The organism is Streptomyces sp. 8N706 (assembly GCF_052245415.1).
Taxonomy (GTDB): Bacteria; Actinomycetota; Actinomycetes; order Streptomycetales; family Streptomycetaceae; genus Streptomyces.
On record NZ_JBQQBW010000026.1, the window covers coordinates 1 to 21388 of the forward strand.

The window sequence follows — 21388 nt, forward strand, 5'->3', positions numbered from 1 at the left end:
CTCCGGTACTGCCGGTCCCGGCTCGCAGCGCGGCGGTCAGCTCGTCGGTGTTCGTGCCGAGCACGACTGTGCGGGCACGCAGCCGGGCCCGCGTGGTGGCCAGCGAGTACGCCACGTCCAGCGCGGACGGCGAGCCGTTCCCGTCCTCGTCGGTCAGTCGGCGGAGCAGGGCCTCGGCCTGCGCGGGCAGCGCCTCCGGGGTGGCCGCGGAGAGCACCCACGGGATCAGCGGCGGAGCCGCGGCGGTCGCCGGCTCCGGTTCGGGCTTGGGCTCGGGTTCCTCCAGGATCACGTGCGCGTTGGTACCGCTGAGGCTGAACGAGGACACCGCCGCCCGGCGCGGACGGCCCACGCGCGGCCAGTCCATCGGCTCGTCCAGCAACCGCACCGCGCCGTCGTCCCAGTTCACGTGCGGGCTCGGGGCATTCAAGTGCAGGGTCGGGGGCAACCGGCCGTGCCGCATGGCCAGCACCATCTTGAGCACACCCGCCAAGCCCGCCGCGGCCTGGGTGTGCCCGAGGTTGGACTTCGCGGACCCGACCAGCACGGGCCGCGCCCGGTCCTGCCCGTAGGTCGCCAGCAGCGCGGTGGCCTCGATCGGGTCGCCGAGTGGGGTGCCGGTGCCGTGCGCCTCCACCGCGTCCACCTCGCCGGGCGCCAGGCCCGCGACGGCCAGCGCGTCCCGGATCACCCGCTGCTGGGCCGATCCGTTCGGCGCAGTCAGCCCGTTGGACGCGCCGTCGGAGTTGAGTGCCGAGCCGCGCAGCACGGCGAGCACCCGGTGGCCACGTTCGCGCGCGGTGGAAAGCCGCTCCATCACCAGCAGGCCGGCGCCCTCGCTCCACGCGGTGCCATCCGCGGCCGCGTCGAACGGTTTGCACCGGCCATCCGGGGCGAGCACCCCCACCTGGGAGAACTCCACGAACAGCGTCGGCGTGGTAAGCACCGTGATGCCACCCGCCAGCGCGACCGTGCACTCACCGGCCCGCAGCGCCTGCGCGGCCTGGTGCATCGCCACCAGCGCGGAGGAACACGCCGTGTCCACCGTGATCGCCGGGCCGTGGAAGCCGAACGTGTAGGCCAGCCGCCCCGACGCGACGCTGCCCGCGTTGCCGGTCGAAACGTCGCCGGTGAGGTCCTCGGGCGTCCGGTGCGCGCGGCGCGCATAGTCGTTGCCCATCAGCCCGAGGTAGACACCGGTGCGGGTGCCCCGCAACGCGGTCGGGTCGATCCCGGCGTCTTCCAGCGCGTGCCAGGCCAGTTCCAGCAGGATGCGCTGCTGCGGGTCCATCGAGACCGCCTCGGCCGGGGCGACGCCGAAGAAGCCGTTGTCGAACTCGGCGATCCCGTCCAGGAAGCCGCCGTGCCGCACGTAGCTGCGCCCGCCACGGCCCGGCTCCGGGTGGTAGACCTCGTCCAGGTTCCAGCCGCGATCTGCCGGGAACTCGGTGATCGCGTCCCGCCCGGCGGACAGCAGCGCCCACAGCTCGTCCATGGTGGACACCCCGCCGGGAAAGCGGCAGCTCGCGCCGACCAGCACCACCGGGTCGTCCATGTCGTGCGGGCCGGGCCCGGCGACCGGTGTCCGGCCGCCAGGTACCGCGCCGGGGAGCTGCCCGGACAGGTACCCGGCCAGGGCCGTGGGGGTGGGGTGGTCGAACACCGCGGTCGCGGGGAGCCGCACCCCGGTCGCGGCGGTGAGCCGGTTACGCAGCTCCACCCCGGACAGCGAGTCGAAGCCGATGTCGCGGAACGCCCGCGCCGGGTCCACCCGGCGCTCCACGCCGAGCACGGAGCCCACCGTGGCCAGCACGAGATCGAGCACCGACCGCTCGCCACCGGAGACGAACACGGGCGCCGCGGCCGCGGCGGCCGGCCGGGCCGCGCTCCGCCGGACGCCGAGCAGCCCGGCCCACACCGGAGCCCGCTCCGGGCCTGCCGCACGCACGTTGGCCAGGTCGAAACGGGCGGGCACGGTGCACGCCAGGTCGGTGCCCAGCGCCGCGTCGAACAGTGCGAGCCCGTGTTCGCGGGACATCGGCACGAGCCCGGTTCGCCGCAGCCGGGCCCGGTCGGTGTCGCCCAGCCGCCCGGTCATGCCGGTGTCCTGCGCCCAGAGTCCCCACGCCATCGACGAAGCGGGCAGTCCCCGCGAGCGGCGGTGCTGCGCCAGCCCGTCAAGCCACGCGTTGGCGGCCGCGTAATTCGCCTGCCCCGGCGTGCCGAGGACACCGGCTACGGAGGAGAACAGCACGAACGCGGCCAGGCCGAGGTGTTCGGTCAGTTCGTGCAGGTTGCGCGCACCCTCGACTTTCGGTCGCAGCACCGCGTGCAGCCGTTCGGCGGTGAGGGAGCGCACCGTGCCGTCGTCCAGCACCCCGGCGGCGTGGATCACCGCGGTCAGCGGGCGGTGCGCGGGGATCGCCGCCAGCAGCTCGGCGAGGGCGGCCCGGTCGGCGACGTCGCATGCCACGACCGTGATCTCGGCGGTGCCGGTCAGGTCCTCGAGACCGGACTCGAGCGCCGCCGCGCCGCCCCGCCGCCCCGCCAACACCAGGTGCCGCACCCCGTGCTCGGTGACCAGGTGCCGGGCCAGCTCCCGGCCGAGTACGCCGGTCCCGCCGGTGATCAACACCGTGCCTCCGGCGAGGGCGGGCCGGTCCCCCGTCCGCGTTACCCGAGCCAGCCGCGGCGCGAACGCCTGCCCGCCCCGGATGGCGATCTCCGGCTCACCGGTGCCCAACGCCAGCTCCAGGGCGGAGCCGTCGTCCTCGGGGTCGCCGGGGCGGTCCAGGTCGACCAGCACGAACCGGCCGGGATGTTCGGTACGTGCCGTGCGGACCAAGCCCCAGACCGCCGCGGCGTCGGGATCCTGGTCGTCCTCCGGGGCGATCGCGACCGCACCACGGGTCCGCACGATCAGGGGCCCGCCCGTCGCCTCCTCGTCGTCGATGGCCAAAAACTCGCGGACCCGCGCCAGTGCGTCCTCGGGCCCGGCCACGTCCACGATCGGCGCGTCCACGATCGCCGGGGCGGGCCGCCGCGCAACCGGCACCCAGTCCAGCCGGTGCAGCGCCCGGTCCACGCCCGCCGTCCCCGCCCGCACAGGCCCCACGGGCCGGAGCGCGAGCGCGCTGATCGTGGCCACCGCTTCCCCCGCCGCGTCGGCGAGCGCCACGGCGAACGAGTCGTTGCCCTGCGGAGTCAGCCGCACCCGCAATGCTGTGGCCCCGACCGCATGGAGTGCGACCCCGCTCCAGGAGAACGGCAACCTCACCGGCGCGTCCCCCGCATCCAGCAGCAGCGGGTGCAACGCGGCGTCGAACAGGGCCGGGTGCAGGCCGAACCGCCCGGGATCGACCGGCAGCTCGACCTCGGCCCAGCGCTCCGCACCGAGCCGCCAGGCCCGCCGCAACCCCTGGAAGGCCGGCCCGTACTCGTAACCTCGCTCGTCGAGCTGTGCGTACTCGCCGTCGAGGTCGATCTCCTCGGCACCGGCCGGCGGCCACTCCGTCAGGGTCGCGCCGCCGACCTCCGACGCCCGGAGCGTCCCGGTCGCGTACCGGGTCCACGGCGCGTCCGGCGCGGACCGGGCGTACATCGCCAGCGAGCCCGGATCCGTCTCGCCGATCGCGATCTGCAACTCGGTCTCGCCCCGCTCGGGCAGCACCAGCGGGCTCTCCAGCACCAACTCGTCCAGCATCGGCAGCCCCGCCCGCTCACCCGCGTGCAGGGCCAGTTCGACGAACGCGGCCCCGGGCAGCAGCACGGTGCCGCGCACCCCGTGCTCGGCCAGCCAGGGGTGCCGGGTGAGAGAGAGCCGACAGGTGGCGACCAGGCCACCGCCGGCGAGCTGGACCACCGAGTCCAGCATCGGATGCCCGGCGACGGGCCCGGAGGCGGCGGTGGGCAGCATCCAGTACCGCTGCTCGCGGAACGGGTAGGTCGGCAGCTCCACACTCCGGGCGCCGTCGAACAGCCCGTTCCAGTGCACGTCCACACCGTGCACGGCTGCCTCGGCCACCGCCAGCAGGAAGCGGTCGGCACCACCCTCGTCGCGTTTCAGGGTCTCCAGCACCACGCCGCCCTCGTCGTGGTCCTCCTGGTGGTCACCGAGGATCTGCCGTACGCCGCCGGCGAGCACCGGATGCGGGCTCGACTCCAGGAAGGTGGTGTGCCCGGCGGTGACCAGCCCGCGCACCGTCGCCTCGAACTCGACCGTGGCGCGCAGGTTGCGGTACCAGTAGTCCGCGTCCAGCCCGGTGGTGTCCACCGGACCGCCGGTCACGGTCGAGTGGAAGGGAACCTCGGCCGCCATCGGAGTCACCGGCGCCAGCAGTTCGCGCAGCTCCGCACGCAGCAGTTCGACCTGCGCCGAATGCGAGGCGTAGTCCACCGGCAACAGGCTCGCCCGTTTGTCCTCGGCGACCAGTGCGGCGGCGAACTGTTCGACTGCCTGGACGGTGCCCGAGACCACCGTCGCGCGCGGCCCGTTGACCGCGGCCACCGAGAGATCCTCGCCCCAGCGGGCCATCGACTCTTCGACCGCCGCTCTCGGCAGCCCCACCGACAGCATCCGGCCCGTACCGGAGAGCGCCCGCAATGCCCGGCTGCGCAGCGTGACGATCCGCGCCGCGTCGTCCAGGGACAGCGCGCCGGCTACGGTCGCGGCCGCGATCTCGCCTTGGGAGTGGCCCACCACCGCGGCCGGCCGCACCCCGTGTGCCCGCCAGAGTCCGGCCAGCGACACCATGACCGCCCACAGCGCGGGCTGCACCACGTCCACCCGGAGCAGCGCGTCCGCGTCGGTGAGCACGTCGCCCAGGTTCCAGTCCACGTACGGCGCCATCGCGTCCTGACAGGCCGCCATGTGCCCGGCGAAGACCGGGCTGGACTCCAGCAGTCCCGTGGCCATCCCGGTCCACTGCGTGCCCTGGCCGGGGAACAACAGCACCGGACTGGTGTCCCGGCAGGGTGACCCGACGACCGTGCCCGGTGCCGAACCGCCCTCGGCGAGCGCGTCCAGTCCGTGCACCAACGAGTCCCGGTCCCGGCCGAGGACGGCGGCCCGGTGCTCGAACCTGGCCCGGCCGGTCGCCAGCGTGAATCCGGCGTCCAGCAGGCCGACCCGGTCCAGGCGGAGCCGCTCGGCCAGCCGGCCGGCCTGCTCCCGCAGCGCCTCCGCCGACCGTGCGGACAGCAGCAGCGGCACCGCGGACGCCGGTCGCGGTGCCGCGGCGGGCGCGGGTTCCGGCGCCTGTTCCAGGATCACATGGGAATTGGTGCCACTGATGCCGAACGAGGACACCCCGGCCCGGCGCGGGAGTCCGGTCTCCGGCCACGGCGTGTCCTCCGCGAGCGGGGTGACCCTGCCGGACTCCCAGTCCACGTGCGGGCTGGGCTCGGTCAGGTGCAGGATGCGCGGCAGCACGCCGTCGCGCATGGCGTGCACCATCTTCAGGATGCCCGCCACCCCGGCAGCGGCCTGCGTGTGCCCGATGTTCGACTTGACCGACCCCACCAGCAGCGAGCGCGCCCGCTGCGGGCCGTGCACCGCCAGCAGCGCCCGTGCCTCGATCGGGTCGCCGAGCGTGGTGCCCGTGCCGTGCGCCTCCACCGCGTCGACGTCCGCCTCGGACAGTCCGGCGTCGGCCAGCGCCGCCCGCAGCACCCGTTCCTGAGCCGGCCCGCTGGGTGCGGAGAGCCCGTTGGAGGCCCCGTCCGAGTTGACCGCGGTGCCGCGCACCAGCGCGTGCACGGTGTGCCCCTGGCGCAGGGCGTCGGAGAGCCGTTCCAGCACCAGCATTCCGACGCCCTCGGACCAGGCCGTACCGTCCGCCGTCACGGAGAACGGCTTGCACCGGCCGTCCGGGGCGAGGCCCCGCAGCCGCGAGAACTCCACGAACATCTCCGGGGTCGCCATCACCGTCACCCCGCCGGACAGGGCCAGGTCACACTCGCCGAGACGCAGCGACTGCACCGCGAGATGAGTGGTCACCAACGACGAGGAGCAGCCGGTGTCCACCGTGACTGCGGGGCCGGTGAGGCCGAGCACGTAGGCCACTCGGCCGGACACCACGCTGGAGGTGTTCCCGGTGATCAGGTACCCCTCCAGCCCGTCCGGGACGGTATGCACCCGGGGCGCGTAGTCGTGCATCATCGAGCCGGCGAACACGGCCGTGCGGCTGCCCCGCAGCGAGGTGGGATCGATGGCCGCGTTCTCCAGGGCCTCCCACGCCGTCGTGAGCAGGAGGCGCTGCTGCGGATCGGTGGTCAACGCCTCGCGGGCGGGGAGCCCGAAGAACTCGGCGTCGAAATGGCCGGCGTCGTAGAGGAAGCCGCCGTGCCGGACGTAGGAGGTACCGGGCCGGTCCGGGTCGGGATCGTAGAGGGCCGCCAGGTCCCAGCCCCGGTCGTCCGGTAACTCGCCGATCGCGTCGATCCCGTCCCTGGCCACCTGCCAGAGCCCTTCCGGGGCGGCTATTCCGCCCGGGTAGCGGCACGCCATTCCCACAATCGCAATCGGTTCGCCCGGCATCCGGTGCCCTCCCAGAGGTTTGGACTTTGTCGGCTACCATGGACGCAAAATCATTCACCGAACTCGCGACCATCTAACCAAACGCCGATAATAATCGAGGTGCATCAACATGATTAGCGCCCGGACTCATTCCACACAACACCTCCAACCGACCAAAATCTGGGGCTTTCACTAGAAACTTCGGCCTGTTGTCAAGAATTTCTACCACTACCGTGACGCGTAGCAGATCCCGCCGAATTCCGCTACCCGCCAAAAGCGAGACAACCATTCCGTCGCACCGGTCCATCCCCAGGCGAGCACTCCCTTTGACCGTCGCCGGGCCGGCCACGGAGAACGGCCAAAACCGCAGGCCACGAGTTCGACCAGTGCCGCCGCTCGATTTGGGCAGGACGACTCGCCCCTACCCGGAACTCAGATATCAGATTACACAACAAGTCATGGATATGCACCTGAACGAGCAGGCCGCCACATGAATTGTCATCACCGCAAGCTCTTTATCCGGAAAACGCGGCGCGGTCCATGCCCCTGCCCACATTTGACCGGCACGAAACGAACTGCCTCTCCCGCAACTCGGTAAACGCATGACTGACGGCCGGCGCTTTTGTCTCCGTCACCAAGTGACCGGGAGTGCCGATACCGAGAACGCGGAGCCGTTGACGTAGCGCAGTTCGTCGCGTGGCGTGGCCAGGCGGAGAGTGGGGATGCGCCGGAACAGAGTGTCGAGGACGATGCGCAGCTCCAGCCGGGCCAGATTCTTGCCGAGGCACTGGTGCGGTCCCGAGCCAAAAGCCAGGTGCCTGCGGTTGTCCCTGGTGACATCGAACGTGTCCGGGTCGGCGAAGGCCGCGGGGTCGCGGTTGGCGGCGGCGGACAGGGCGGCGACGCCCTCACCCGTCCGTACCAGAGTGCCGCCGATCTCGACGTCCGCCGTGGCGCGGCGAATCAGGGACAGCTCGGCGACGGAGAAGAACCTCAGCAGTTCCTCCACCGCCGCCGGGGTCAGGCCCGGGTCGGCGGTGAGGAGGGCGAGCTGGTCGGGGTGTTCGAGGAGAGCCAGGACCCCGAGTGCGGTCATCGTGGCGGTGGTCTCCAGGCCCGCGACGACCAGGAGTATGCACAGTTCGACCATGGCCCAGCGGCTCTCGCCACCGCTGAAGAGCTGGTGGCCCGCCAGCCTGCCCAGCAGGTCCTCGGGCCGCTCGGTCATCTTGGTGGCGCACAGCGCGTCGAAATACGCGATCAGCGAGCGGAAGGACTCGGCGCGATCCGCATCAGCGGAGTCGTGGGCCGTCAGCACCGTGGTGTTGGTGGTGAACTCCTGCCGGTCACTGGTCGGGATGCCGAGCAGCTCACACAGCACCAGACCGGACATCGGCACGGCCAGCGCGGACACCAGGTCGGCGGGCTCGGCGCCGGCCAGCACATCGTCGAGCAGACCGTCGACGATGCGCTGGACCTTGGGGCGCAGTTCTCGCATGCGGGGGATGGCGAACTCGCCGGCGACCGCACGACGGGCGGGGCCGTGCTCGGGTGGGTCCATCTCGATCAGCGAGGGCCTGAAGCCGGGGAACACGGTCTCGCCGACGCGCATCCACGGGAAGTCCGGGTGCGAGCGGTCGGAGCTGAACCGGGCGTCGCCGAGCACAGCGCGGACGTCTGCATGGCGTGCGGCAACGAACACGGTGCGTCCGCTCGGGCCCGTCAGCCTGGGCAGGCCGGGGTGCTCGCGCAGGCTGGCGTAGTCCGGCGGCGGGGAGAACGGGCAGGTCCGAGACATCGGCCAAGTCTCGGCTCGCAGCGGGCTCTGGTCGTGCATGGTCACCACCTCGACTCTTTCGGAAATCAAGGACAACCGTATGACTGGTGACACCCGCTTTTCCCTAGAACCCCGTTGAGGTCGGAACGAAGCCGTCCGTCCGTATCACCCGGGGGAAGCCGTGACTGTGCCGACGCTGATCCTTCTGGGGGCGGCGGGAGGCGTGTTGCGCGGGCCTCTGGACGTCTACGCCCGGTTCCTCGACTGGCAAGCGGACCGCCGTGCCTACCTGCTGTTACCCGCCCGGGCAGGAGGGCGAATCGCCACGGTTCCAACAGTATTTCGACCCCGTCGGCGATCCTGTCGCGGCTGTGGTCCACAGCGCGATGGGTGCCGGGGCTGCGGTGCTCTTCGGTACCACGGGACAGATCAGTGGCGCGTACGCGGCTGTCGTCGTCGGAATCTCGGCGCCGGTGACCATGCGGGCGACAGAGCTGTTTCCGCAGCACCTGCCGAGCGAGCCAACCACCCGTCCCGGTGAGGCAGTCGGTGCCCACGTGGAGGATGTTCCGTATCAGGGTCAGCCGGGTGACGCGGCCGCGCACATGGTGGTGTGCGGAGACGACGGGCTCGCGCACCGGATCGCCGCCGACCTGGGCGGTGTGTACGGCGAGCAGGTCACGCTCGTCGTACCGCCCTCCGGTCGCCGGGTGCGAGCCGGTGGTCGGGCGGGCCGGCGCGGTCTCGCCGGCGCTGCTCGACCGGGTGAGCGCGGCCGTCAACCGGGCAGTCGGCGACGCCGGAAGCGGTGAACCTGCCGGAAATGCAAGGGTGTTGGAGGTCGCGGAGCTGACCGAGGCCGTGCTCGCCGACGCGGGGGTGGAGCGGGCAGCCGCGCTGGCGCTCGTGTACGACGACGACGAGACCAACATCCGTGCCGCTCTCACCGCCCGTCGGCTCAATCCCCGGTTGTCGGCTCGTCCTCAGGCTCTACAACCGGCGGTTGGGACAGCACATCGAGGAAATCCTGGACCAAGCCGCCGCGTTGACGACCGGTGGTGGGGCCGGGGACGGCTCCGAGTCCGATGCGTCCACGACCGCGCTGTCCGACGCGGACACCGCCGCGCCCGCGCTGGCCGCCACCGTACTCGCCGGTACCAGCAAGTCGTCCAGGCCGACGGGCTGCTGCTACGCACGGTGGAGCGGCAGCCGCCGGGGCCGGGGGAGGTGGCCGGTCCGGGGCTGGCCACGCTGGCGCTGCTGTCGGCGACCAGCAGTGATCCGGCCGGGGCGGACGGGTCCGCGAGCAGTGTGGAGCAGGGGTCCCAGCTGCTGCCCGATGAGCCGGCGGTCCGGGCCGCCACCGGGCGCGGAACCGTCGTCCTGGAGCAGGTGTCGTACTCCGGCCCGCATCGCCCGCCGGGGCCGGGGGAATACCGCCGGTCGCCTCCCTGGTCTCGCGGCGGCTGCGCTGGTCGCTCGCGGGCCTGGTGGGGTGCGTAGTCATGCTCGCGATCGCGTTGTCGGTAGTGGACGGGATGCATCCGCTGCGGGCCTTCCATCTGACGCTGCTCAGCCTCTTCGCCGCCGACGACTCCGCGATCGGGGCGTCGACCGGGCGGCAGATCCTGCAACTGCTGTCCAGCCTGGTCGGGTTGTTGCTGCTGCCGGTGCCGATGGTCGCGGTGCTGGAAGCCCTGGGGGCTTTTCGGAGCGCGTCCACGCCGCGGAAGCCGCCGCGCGGCCTGCACAGGCACGTGGTGCTGCTCGGGATAGGGGAAGGTGCAGCTTGATCGCCCAGCCTGCTCGGCCAGGCGTTCGGGACACCGCGCTGCGGGCCGGACGTGCAGGAAGTTGATCATTTCCCTGCCTTCGGCGTCCTCACCGAAGGTATCGGCCAAGAAGCGGTTCCAGCGTGGGGTGGGCATCTGCTCGGGCCCGGTGAAGGTGGACCGGCAGTGGAAGTCCTTGTTCGGGTCCGGGGTTCGCACAAGGCCGGTGCGCAGGTCGACCAGGCCCGAGGGCGTGCACAGAGCGTAGGGGTCGGCGTCGAGCCGGGCAGCGTTGAGGACCATGCCGGGGGCCGACTTCGCCTGCGTGAGCATCGCGTTCATGCCCGAGGTGCTCAGAGGGCGTTTGAGGTAGGCAGATTGCCGCTTATGCCCTAGTAGGTTCCTCGCCAGGTGGGGGTGGTCTCGTCCGTTATGCGCCTGGCGAGGTTGTCGATCGAGGCGATGTGGATCATGGCTTCAGAGCTGGTGGTGAGGGTCTCGTAGTCGCGGGCGAGACGGCGGTGCATCATGATCCAACCGATACTCCGCTCTACTACCCAGCGCCTTTTCACGACGTGAAATCCACGGGTATCCGGGTTTCTGTTGACGACTTCGACATCGATTCCGAGGCGGGCACCGTGCTCGACGACGGCGTTCTTGAAGCCGGTGTCGACCCAGCTCTTGGAGATGGTCGGGTACGTCTCCTTCGCCTGGTCGAGGAGTCGTATTCCCAGGGCGTTCTCCGAGAGGCCGGCTGCTGTGACGGTCACAGCGAGGATGAGGCCGATGGTGTCGGTGAGGATGCCGCGCTTCCTACCGACGATCTTCTTGGCTGCGTCCGTTCCCTGGCTGGTGAGGGGCACGTTGGTGGAAGTCTTCACGCTCTGGGTGTCGATCACGGAGGCGGTCGGCTCGGGCTTGCGCCCTTCCTTCACCCGGGCCAGGCCCGTCAGGTCGTAATTGAGCTGGGCGAAGATTCCTTCGTCGCGCCAGGCCGCGTAGCCCCGTGGACGGGAGTGACGCTGCGCACAGGCCCGCCGCCGGGACCGGCTGCCGGTTACAGCCCGGCTCCGGACTCGTCCCGGCCACGGTCCGCAACGGCCGGTGGCCCTGCTCGTCGAGCTGGTCGAGTTCATGTTCGTAGTCGACGGGGATGGAGCCGTAGTAGTTGACCACCGCGCTGCGGGCCGGCGAGATGTACGCCAGGACCTCGGCGTCCACCTCGCGGGCGGCGCAGCGCAGTTCACCGACCGCCAGGCCCATGTACTCGGTGTGCCAGCAGACCACCGTGTTCGTCACGACGGTCAGGCACCACGCCTGCTCGTTCTGCTGCTCGGGCTGGCGCGTACCGCCGCCGGAGGGTTTGCTACATACAAGCGCAGCGGCACCACCTCACCCGAGTCCGTGAGCTGAGCCGAGCCAGCACCGTACCGGCGTGGCGAACCGGGGCCTCTGCGAGCCTGTTCATCGAACGTGTCGACCCTTGACAGAGTCAAATATTCCGGGGCGAGAGCGCATTAATCCGGCCCCACCCTTCTTGCGCTCACATCTTGCTCCTGTGGATGTTTGACGCGGCACCCGTGCCAGAGCATGTCAACTGGTTGATGCCGACCTGGTGCTGCGGCCGACGTCATCTCATTCGCCGAGGAAGGGTGGTCAGTAGTGGAGGTGGAGGGGTTCTGTGACACGCGATTCAAGTCCGTGCGAGACGCGCTCGCCGCACAGATTCGGAGCGGTAACGAGTTGGGTGCCAGCGTCGTAGTCGACGTCGACGGGCGCACCGTCGTGGACATCTGGGGCGGCTGGTGCGATGCAGAGCACCGGATGCCCTGGGGCCGGGACACCATCACTAATGTGTGGTCGACGACCAAGACCGTGTGCAACCTCGCGGCGCTGATGTTGGTTGACCGGGGCCAGCTCGATCCTTACGCCCCTGTCGCGAGGTACTGGCCGGAGTTCGCCGAGAACGGCAAGGAGCACATCGAGGTCCGGCAGGTCCTCAGTCACACCTCCGGCGTGTCCGGTTGGGACACGCCGTTCAGCCCCGAGGACATGTACGACTGGGATTTCTCCACCCGGAGGCTCGCGGCCCAGGCGCCATGGTGGGAACCGGGAATCGCGTCGGGTTACCACGGGCAGAACCAGGGGCACCTCGTCGGCGAACTCGTGCGCCGTGTGACCGGCAAGCACATGAAGACCTTCGTCGCCGACGAGATTGCCGGACCACTCGGCGCCGACTTCCAGATCGGGGCGGGCGAGGCGGACTGGAGCCGGATCGCACCGGTCACGCCTCCTCCCCCAACCCCGATCGATGTGGCCGCTTTGGACCCCAGCGGTCCGATGTACAGGACCATGGTCGGGCCGCTTCCCGATCCCGAAGCCGCGAACACCCCGGCCTGGCGCCGCGCCGATCTGCCCGCGCTCAATGGCCACGGGAACGCACGGTCGGTGGCGCGCATACTCAAGGCTCTCGCGCTGGACGGCGCAGTCGATGGCATTCGGCTACTGTCGCCCGACACGATCGGGGTCATCTTCGAGGAACAGAGCCACGGAACCGATCTCGTCCTCGGCATCCCGCTGCGATGGGGCATCGGGTACGCGCTTCCCGAGAGCGAGACAGTGCCCTACGTGCCTCGGGGACGAGTCTGTTACTGGGGAGGGTGGGGCGGCTCCCTGATCGTCATGGACCTCGACACCCGCACCACTATCAGCTACATGATGAACAGGATGGCACCGGGCATCATCGGTTCCGATCGATCCGAAGACTACGTCCGCGCGGTACTAAGTTGCCTTAACTGACATTCTCGTCCTGAACCGGCGGCGCTGTCATCAGCACTCGCGCGCTGAGCGCGACGGTGGCGACGAGGGAGGTGCGCAGACACGATTCATGACGGTGCTCCTTTCGAGGGTGACCGTATGCGTGGCACCAAGTGTCTGGTGCCATTCGTCATCAATCACTTATATGGCCTGTTGACAGCTGTGGGTTCGGTCCATCGCGCGTCCATCACATCGCTGTTACGTGCCTGTGACTCGGGAACAGCGGCGCCACGGGGAGACTCCGCCGCACCTCTCGGGGCTGAAACGGCCCGTGGGTCCGCCAGGTTGAACCCAACCGCAACGGTCCGTGGTGTCCCGTACCCGCGAGGACGAACTCATCGCGCACGACGTGCGACAGCAGATATGGGAGATCCAGCGTCTGGCACTGCCGCACTTTTCGGCACGCCGGCAAGCCGACGGCAGCCAAGGGCAAGGAGGCATGGACTACGTTGAACCGACACAAGACCGTAATCTGTAGATCTTCACGGCCACTGGCTTCATCGCCAATCGCTCGGCGCAGGCTTCAAGCTGACCGCCTGTTTGTCAACGGCTCTTAACCGGCGGGCAGTCACGGGGGACACTGTCTCCCAGCAAAGGAAGTACATGGCACCCCAGGACCCAACCCAAAGTAAAGGCATGCTTGAGCAAGCCGTACAAAAACCAGTTACATCCGCAAGGAATTCGCGGCAGACGTCGACCTCAGACATCACCGTAGCCCTGTACGGGGGTGACCCGCTGGCCCGTGCGGGCGCGGTCGACCAGATCGGCCAACAGTCGGGCATGTCCGTGATTCAAGCGGCCGGCCGCTCACTCGACGAGGCCATAGGGTACGTGGCTGTGTCTCTGTCCGAGCAGGTCGACGTGTCGCACACGGCCCAATTGCGCAAATTGGCCGCAAATTACAAGAGGCGGGTGGTCCTGGTGTGCGATGAACTCGACGAACGTCAGCTGCCGCTGGTTGCTGAGACGGGAATCGCCTCGATCGTCTGGCGCCATCAGGCAACTCCCGCACGACTCGTAAAGGCGATTCGAGCGACGGCCAGAAACGAGGGCGATCTACCAGGGGACCTATTACGGAGAATTCTCGCTCAGCTCGGTCGGCAAACCCATGGCACAGTGGTGAACACAGTGGCTCCCGGTCGGCCCACGCCGCGGGAGTTGAATGTTCTGGAGCTGGTGGCACAGGGGTACGCCACTAAGGAGATAGCCGAGAAACTTGACTACTCCGAGCGGACCATCAAGAAGATATTGCACGATCTCATGATGCGGCTTCATCTGCGCAATCGCGCCCACGCGGTGGCCTATGTGATCAGAGAAGGTTACCTGTAGGGCCGCACCCGCGCTGGTTCTCGAGAACGAACCGGACGAACGGCAGTGACCTCGTATGCGTAAAGCTGCCCCGTGTCGGACCAGAACGGTCCGGCACGAGGGGCAGCTGTCTTCCGGGGACGGTCCGTCCGGACATCCGCGGCTGTCCCGCTTGAACACCGTCCGCACGGCAACCCCGGACATCACACCCAGATGGCGACCCTTTCAAACCTTGCTGGGAGGTTCGCGCGATGGAAAGGATCCCCGATGCCCGGCATCGGCGGCCGCCGCACCCGCCGAGTGGTGCCTCACCGCTGGGCCGGCGCGTCCGAGACGAGGAGATGACACCACGCATGACGAACGACTAACCAGCAGTCCTGCTACTCGACCCCATCCGCAATGGCACAGAATTCAAGCACGCCGCTCACGACCTGGGTTTCCATGTGCTGTCCGTCTATACCAACGACTATGCCGCGAGCTTCCCCGGCCACAAGGACGGCGATGACGTCTCCTAGTACAGCGGCGACGCGGCCGAGATTGTGAAGATGGTGACTTCCATCGGCCTCGATATGCGGGCCGTGGCTCCCGCCAACGAGATGTCGGTCCATCTCGCCGACCGGGTCGCCAGGGAGCTGGAGTTGCCCGGCAACCTTCACTCCCTCGCTTGGGCCCGGCGCAACAAGGCCGCCATGCGGGACCATGCCGTCGCGGCAGGTGTGCGGATTCCGAAGCACCGGCTCGTCGAGCGTCCGGCGGAGATTCCCGCGATCGCGCGAGAGATCGGTTTCCCGGTCATCGTCAAACCGACCATGGGCGCTTGCTCTCAGGGCACCACTGTCCTGCCGGAAGAGACGGACGTCAATCGCCTCGAGGGTCTCGTCACGCACGACGTGTTCGGACAGTCATACGTTGCGGTGAACATTCGGCCGGACACCCGACGCTAAGTATCAGCCCAGACGAGGATCACGACCGGAGTCGTCACGGACCGCTCAGGGCTGACGGTTGAGGGAGTTGCGCTGCTGCGGGAGCCGAACGCGCAGCCCGTCACGTGCGAGTCCGGCTCCGCGGTGGCGCTGAGGATTGAGACGAACCTTGCGTACGACGAGCGCGGTGTCGTACGACGTGCGCCCTCAACGAGAACGACTCCTGGGGCTCAGCCAAACTGGCCTCGCTCTTGGAGAAGCGCGACGAGGCCCGGAAGACGAGTGGTGACGCACGGCTCCGGATCGGCAGCTGCAGCACCGATCACAACGTCCAGTGGCGCTTCTCACGGTAGGGAGGACGAGCAGGGCTCCGGGAGGGCCTGGGTGCGCGCGTGGCACCCGGGCCCCGCGTTCGAAGCCGGTGCGCGCGTCGGAAGCAGCGCCCGCCAAAACCCCGTCCACCAGGGCGCCCCCTGAGGCGGGGCGTCTCCGCAGCCCGCTCGCCGACATCGCCTTACATCACCCCGCCGACCGCCGGATCGGAGCCCGGTCACCGGGTCGGCGGAGGGTGTGGGACAGCGGTCGTTCGAGGATCCTGGCGCCCCGTGGCATCCGTCAGCCAATCCCGGCGCATCAGTGGCAGAGTGTCCTCCACGGCCGAGATGTCGGTGACGGGCAGCCATACCTCGAAGCGTGCTCCGGAACGCCCGTCGGGGCGGTCCCGTACGGTGATCCGGCCCTGGTGCAAGGCGATCTGCTGGGCGACCAGAGTCAGGCCGAGACCGGAGCCGGGGCTGTCCGGGCCCCGCCGGAAGCGCTCGAAGATTTCCTCGCGCCGTGCGGCCGGGACGCCGGGCCCGTGATCGTCCACCGTGAGCAGCGCTGCCGGACGATCCTGACCGCCGGACGGGTGCAGCGCCACTTCGATACGAGTGTGCTCACCCTCCGTGCGGCCGTGTGTCCACGCGTTGGTCAGCAGGTTGCCCACGGCTGAGCGCAGCCCCTGCTCCCAGCCGTGTACCAGCAGTCCCGCGCACGTCTGCACGGACACCGCGGCGTCCGGGTGTGCGCGGCGCAGGTCGGATGCCGAGTCCTCCACCACCTCGGCCAGGTCCACGGGCGTGAACGAATCCGCCTCGACCAGATCGCCCTGGCCGAGTGTCTTGAGCATCATCAGCAGCCCGAGCAACCGGGTGTGTTCACGCCCCAGATCCTCCAGCACCTCGGCCCGGTCGACGGGGGCGAGATCGGCATGCGCGGTGAGGATGTCGAGATTGGTCCGCATGCTCATCAAGGGAGTGCGCAGCTCGTGGGAGGCGGCCGCGGTGAACGAGCGAGCCGTGGCGAGTGCCTCGTCGGTGCGGGCCGCCTGTTCGTCGTAGCGGGCAAACACGGTCTGCACGGTACGGGCCAGGTCGTCGACTTCGGTGATACGGGTCGGCGTGTGCTCCAGGCGCGTGGTGCGGTTCCTGGGGTCCAGGCCGCTCGTACGGCGCTGCAGTCGGCGCAGCGGCAGGACTGCCCGGGCGGAGATCACCCATGCGATGGCCCCGGCCAAGGGCGCGGCCAGCAGCGTGACCGTCACGACCCGCTCGCGCACCACCGAGACCTCCGCCTGGTAGGCGCTGTCCGGGGCGAAGATCCACAGATTCGGAGCGTTGTTCTGCCCTGCGGTGTAGACGCGTCGCGACAGCACATGCCAGGTCTCGCCGCGGGACCGCACGGTGACCGGGCGCGGGGCGCGGGCGGGCAGCCGGATGTCACGGTCGGGCTGCGGACCGGCCGAGATCGTGCCGTCCGGGCCGGTCAGCCGGATCCCCATGTCCCGTGCCGAACCCTCCAGCCGCCGCCGGGACTTCGCGGCGATGACCGGCTGATCGTCTTCTCTGGCGTGCAGGTACCTGTTGGCGTTCTGGGAGACGGCCGTCGCCCGGGCGCTCAGTTGTGCGTCCTGGTGCGCGCGCAGGTCATCGGCGACCAGGCGCAGCAGCAGCCAACCGGTGGCCAGGACCAGCAGCGGTACGCTCACGCCCACGGCGAGCGCGAGGCGAGTGGACAGCCTCACACTCCGCCTCCGAGCGACCGGTCCCTGGGGTCCGGACGCTCCTCGCGCAGGACGAAGCCGAACCCGCGAACGGTGTGCAGCATCCGGGCACGTCCGTCGGCCTCCAGCTTGCGCCTGAGATAGCTGACGAAGGTGTCCACCACATCGGAGCGCACCTGGAAGTCGTAGCCCCACACACGATCCATCAACTGGTCGCGGGTCAGCACGACGCCGGCGTTGCGGGCCAGGACCTCGAGCAGCTCGAACTCGCGCCGCGTCAGGTTCAGCGGACGCCCGTCCACGGACACCTCGCGGCCGGCCGGTTCGAGAACCAGGCCGCCGACCCGCACCCGGTCGACCGCCGTCGGCGGGCGACGGCGCAGCAGGGCGCGCAAGCGCAGCTCCAGCTCCCGCAGGGCGAACGGCTTGACCAGGTAGTCGTCTCCCCCCGCCTGCAGCCCGGCGATCCGGTCGTCGACCTCGTCGAGGGCGGAGAGCATCAGCACCGGCACGTCGTCGTCGGCCTCGCGCAGAGCGCGGCACACGTCGATACCGCTCACATCGGGCATGCAGATGTCCAGTACCACGATGTCGGGGTGGTCGGCCCGCACCACGTCCAGCGCGGCGTGGCCGCCATCGGCCAGCGTCACCTCGTAACCGCTGAGCTGGAGTCCCCTCTTCAGTGAGCGCCGGGTGGCATCGTCGTCATCGGCGACGAGCACCCGTCCGGCACGGCCGGTCATGCGTATCTCCGCTCCATCGTCGTGGGTGATCCGTGGGTGATCCCCAGCGCGGCGTTCCGGAACCGCCATGCTACGCGGCCTCGGACACCGGACGACGTCATAGAACGGCCGGCGACAGCGGTACCCGGCGACCGGTGCCGGCGGGTTGTCGGTGCAGAAGCAGGGCGAGGCCACCCAGAGCGGCGCCCACTTCGCCGAGCTTGGCCGGACGCACGCGGAGCGGCGTCCGCGAACCTCGGCAGGTCACGTTCGCGTCCAGCTCACGCCGCAGCGGCTCCATCAGGGCCGGACCGGTGTCGGTCAGCTCACCGCCCAGGACGATGACACTGGGACCGAAGGCGTTGCACAAGTCGGCCAGGACCTTGCCGACATGCGCACCGGCCCGTGCCAGGGCCGAGTACGCGGCCTGGTCGCCCACGTCCAGCGCGGCCACCAATTGCGGCACGTCCTCGGCGGAGCCGTGGGCGTCGAGCACGGCCCCGATCGACGCCACGGTCTCCAGGCACCCCACGCGACCACATATGCAGGCCTCGCCCCCGGGGTCGACGGTGATGTGGCCGAACTGCCCCGACATCCCGTGAGCGCCACGGTGCAGCGTTCCGCCCAGCACGAGGCCACCCCCGACGCTGTGCGACAGGCACAGGTACAGGACGTCCTGCTCGTCGATGGCCGCGCCCCAGGTCCGCTCGGCCAGTGTGGCCAGTCGTGTGTTGCTGTCGAGGCACGCCGGGATTCCGAACCGCTCGCTCACCAGTGCCGACACGGCGTTCCGGCGGATCGCCCCCGGTGAGTCGTCCTCCAGTGGGCCGACCGGGCCGGTCACCCCCACACCGATGCCCTTGAGCGCGTCCAGTCGCAGTGTTCCACCCGTCAGGGTGCGGGTCAGCCGTCGCGCGACGTCGACACGCTCCTCCCACGACGCGTCGGGGCCGTGTGGCTCGCTCGCACTGCTGATGCTCCCGTGCACCGTGGTCATCGCCGCCACCCGTACCGCCTGCCGTGCGAAGTCGATACCGAGCAGATCGGCAGCCCGGGGGTTCAAGGACAGCTTCTCCGCCGGGCGGCCACGTCCCCGTCCCGCGACCTTCGGCACCGAAGCGCTCACGGCACCGCTGTCCATGAGCGCGCCGACCACGTCGTAGAGCGTGGTGCGGGACAGACGGCAGAGGTCCCCCAACTCACCTCGGGTCAGCGAACCGTGCCTGCGCAGCAGCCCCAGAACCAGACTCTCGTGCTTTCTCCGTGACTGCGACGCACCGGTTCGCTGCCACTCCGTCTTCGGAGGCATGGGAGATCGCATCACTTCTCTTATCACTGCCATGAGGTCGGCCTTTTCTGGCTCATGATCGCTTCCGAGGGACCTTGCTTCTCCACGAGGGCTACAGCCCGGCGACAGCTCCTAGGAGTTCCGGGACGCGGTCCGGCAGCTCTCCGCGCCCTTGCAGCGTTGCAGCGCCGTCAGGGTGCGGTGCAGGGAGGCGCGCTGGTCCGCCGAGAGGGACGATGCCCGGTTGTTCATCTGGTCCGGGTCGGAGTCCAGCGCGTAGAACTCGCGTTCCCCGTCGGCGTACTCAACGTAGAGGGAGTCCGAGGTCCGAATCGCCCGGTAGGTCGGCGGGTTCCCGCTGTCCTCGGGCGCCGCGTCGGGATCACCCTTCTTGGACGCCGCGTGATGGTGCTCGACCAGAACGGCCTGGCGCCAGCCGTCCTCCGGGCGGCCGCGCATCAGGCCGGTGAGGCTCTGCCCGTCCACGGTCGACGGGGGTTCCACACCCGCGAGTTCGAGGAAGGTCGGGTTGATGTCGACGTTCTCCGCGGGCTGCGAAACCTTCTCGGCGGCCGGTACGCCGGGCCCGGTGACCACCATCGGCACCCGGACGTCGGTGTCGTAGGCGGTCTGCTTCCCCGGCCGGAGCCGGTGCTCGCCCATGTGGAAGCCGTTGTCCGACCCGAATACGATGTAGGTGTCGTCCGCCAGGCCCTTCGCCTCCAGCGTGCTCTCCAGCTGACCGATCATCGTGTCGACGGCTTGGACGGAGCGCACGCGCTTGGCGAACTTCCGGTCGATCTGCTTCTTCTCCTTCGGCGTCAGCGGTGTCAGCGCGTTCTGCCACTTCGGCGCATTGCGGGTCGCCTCGTCATAGGCGTCGGTCCGCGGAGCCTTGAGCCCGGGGAACGTATCCTCGTCGCGCGGTGCGGGTGTGGACGGGGCGTGCGGTGCGAACGTCGCCACTTCCAGCATGAACGGCTTCTTCGCCTTCGCCGAGGAGTCGACGAACGACGTGGCCTTCTTCGACAGCACGTCCGTCAGGTAGTCCTCGGGATCGTCCCCGTAGGACACGACCTTGCCGTTCTCGTTCAGGTCGTAACCGAACTCCTGGTAACCGTCACCGGCGACGTCCCACTCGTCCCAGCCGGAGGGGACGTACGGCTTGGACGTACCGTTCTTGTCGTCAGGCCGGTACCCGTTCAGGTACTTCCCCATGAACCCGGTCCGGTAGCCGGCGCGTTGCAGCGCGGGCCCGAACGTCTTCTGCTCGTTGTCGTTCCTCATGAACGCGCCGTAGCCGCCGTCGTCCCCGTTGTTGGTGAAGACACCGGTGTTGTGCGGGTACTGACCGGTGAGAAGCGACGAACGCGACGGACAGCACAGCGAGTCCGTGGCGAAGAAGTTCGTGAAGGTCGTTCCCCCCTCCTGCATCTGCCGCACGTGCGGCAGGTACTTCACCAGGTTCCAGTCCAGGTCATCGGTCAGGATGTACACGATGTTGGGCTTCTTCACGGAACCCGGGGCGTCGTCGGCGGGCGAGGCACCGTCAGTGGCCGTGTTCGCTACCTTCGAGCAAGAGGCGAGCAACACGGTGACCAGGGCCGCGCACAGCGCGGATAGCACCGTGCGTGAGCAGCGGTTGCCGAACACGTGGCAAAACCTCCATTGAGTTGTAAGACTCCGGAGCCGGGACCGTAGGACATGACCTTGTGTGATCCTTGTGATGCCACCTGGTGACTCACGGCGTCGTGATACGTCGCCGTGAGCCTTCCGGGAAGTCGGCATGTGCCGCCGTGTCGACAGCGCAGGACGGCGTCGCTATGCGACGTGCGGATTGCCGCTCGACGCGCCGGGGCCACCGTCGACACGGATATGAGCCCCGTTCACATGGCTCCATCCGAGCCGGCCAGAAACACGATGACGGCAGCGGCCTCGGCCGACTCGCCGAAGCGCCCCATGGGCACACGGTTGAGAGCGGACGCGATGATCTCGTCGCTCTGCAGGAACCCCGCAACCATGTCCGTGGAGATCATGCTGGCGGTTCGGGGCTGTGGCCCCCACCTACGCACCCCCTGCGCATCGGTGACCCGGCCCAGCGCGTCAGCAGCCTGAGCACGGCAGGTCCCGAGCACGGCAAGACGGGAGAGCTGCTGTTCGTCATTGTGCGCAATTCCACCAGTGCGGCCGCGTCTGCGTGACGGTTCAGCGCCCTCACCG

General features: G+C 69.4%; 10 protein-coding genes and 4 pseudogenes. 4 read left to right on the forward strand and 10 right to left on the reverse strand.

Translation table 11 applies throughout. The annotated features are described in order from the left end of the window. Together ACTWQE_RS12465 and ACTWQE_RS12470 are read right to left on the reverse strand one after the other, a co-directional pair. On the reverse strand, positions 1-6514 hold a 6514-nt coding region (locus tag ACTWQE_RS12465), incomplete at its 3' end, for an SDR family NAD(P)-dependent oxidoreductase (protein WP_443329028.1). Between the two features lie 634 nt (positions 6515-7148). Continuing rightward, positions 7149-8315, reverse strand: a complete 1167-nt coding sequence (locus ACTWQE_RS12470; protein WP_443328962.1) for a cytochrome P450 — start codon at positions 8313-8315, stop codon at positions 7149-7151. A 584-nt stretch (positions 8316-8899) separates the two neighbouring features. Between ACTWQE_RS12470 and ACTWQE_RS12475 the strand changes: the two are divergent. Beyond that, positions 8900-10075: pseudogene (locus tag ACTWQE_RS12475) on the forward strand (NAD-binding protein); the annotation flags it as partial. Between the two features lie 60 nt (positions 10076-10135). Here the strand turns inward: ACTWQE_RS12475 and ACTWQE_RS12480 are convergent. From ACTWQE_RS12480 to ACTWQE_RS12490, 3 pseudogenes are all read right to left on the reverse strand, one after another. After that, positions 10136-10471 (reverse strand): annotated as a pseudogene (locus ACTWQE_RS12480) (DNA primase); the annotation flags it as partial. Further along, positions 10459-11067, reverse strand: a pseudogene (locus ACTWQE_RS12485) (transposase); the annotation flags it as partial. The pseudogenes ACTWQE_RS12480 and ACTWQE_RS12485, both read right to left, overlap by 13 nt. 217 nt (positions 11068-11284) lie before the next feature. Next, positions 11285-11365: pseudogene (locus ACTWQE_RS12490) on the reverse strand (hypothetical protein); the annotation flags it as partial. A gap of 402 nt (positions 11366-11767) precedes the next feature. On the opposite strand from ACTWQE_RS12490, the gene ACTWQE_RS12495 reads away from it, so the two are divergent. From ACTWQE_RS12495 to ACTWQE_RS12505, 3 genes are all read left to right on the forward strand, one after another. Beyond that, the gene (locus ACTWQE_RS12495; RefSeq protein ID WP_443328963.1) at positions 11768-12865 is read left to right on the forward strand and encodes a serine hydrolase domain-containing protein; all 1098 of its coding nucleotides are present in this window, start codon (positions 11768-11770) and stop codon (positions 12863-12865) included. A gap of 654 nt (positions 12866-13519) precedes the next feature. Beyond that, a complete protein-coding gene (locus ACTWQE_RS12500; RefSeq protein WP_443328964.1) occupies positions 13520-14212 on the forward strand; it encodes a helix-turn-helix transcriptional regulator in 693 nt (230 codons plus the stop codon). Positions 14213-14736: 524 nt separating this feature from the next. Beyond that, complete coding sequence (locus ACTWQE_RS12505; RefSeq protein ID WP_443328965.1) at positions 14737-15135, forward strand: ATP-binding protein; 399 nt, start codon at positions 14737-14739, stop codon at positions 15133-15135. Between the two features lie 529 nt (positions 15136-15664). Here ACTWQE_RS12505 and ACTWQE_RS12510 read toward each other — a convergent pair. From ACTWQE_RS12510 to ACTWQE_RS12530, 5 genes are all read right to left on the reverse strand, one after another. Next, positions 15665-17179 (reverse strand): sensor histidine kinase, encoded by a 1515-nt coding sequence (locus ACTWQE_RS12510; protein ID WP_443328966.1) that lies wholly within the window; start codon positions 17177-17179, stop codon positions 15665-15667. After that, positions 17176-17901, reverse strand: coding sequence for a response regulator transcription factor (locus tag ACTWQE_RS12515; RefSeq protein WP_443328967.1), 726 nt, complete (start codon positions 17899-17901; stop codon positions 17176-17178). The genes ACTWQE_RS12510 and ACTWQE_RS12515 overlap by 4 nt, the downstream gene beginning before the upstream one ends. Before the next feature lie 97 nt (positions 17902-17998). After that, positions 17999-19189, reverse strand: a complete 1191-nt coding sequence (locus ACTWQE_RS12520) for an ROK family protein (protein ID WP_443328968.1) — start codon at positions 19187-19189, stop codon at positions 17999-18001. Positions 19190-19300: 111 nt separating this feature from the next. After that, positions 19301-20821, reverse strand: a complete 1521-nt coding sequence (locus tag ACTWQE_RS12525; protein WP_443328969.1) for a sulfatase family protein — start codon at positions 20819-20821, stop codon at positions 19301-19303. Positions 20822-21054: 233 nt separating this feature from the next. After that, a complete protein-coding gene (locus ACTWQE_RS12530) occupies positions 21055-21204 on the reverse strand; it encodes a hypothetical protein (protein WP_443328970.1) in 150 nt (49 codons plus the stop codon). Between the last annotated feature and the right edge of the window lie 184 nt (positions 21205-21388).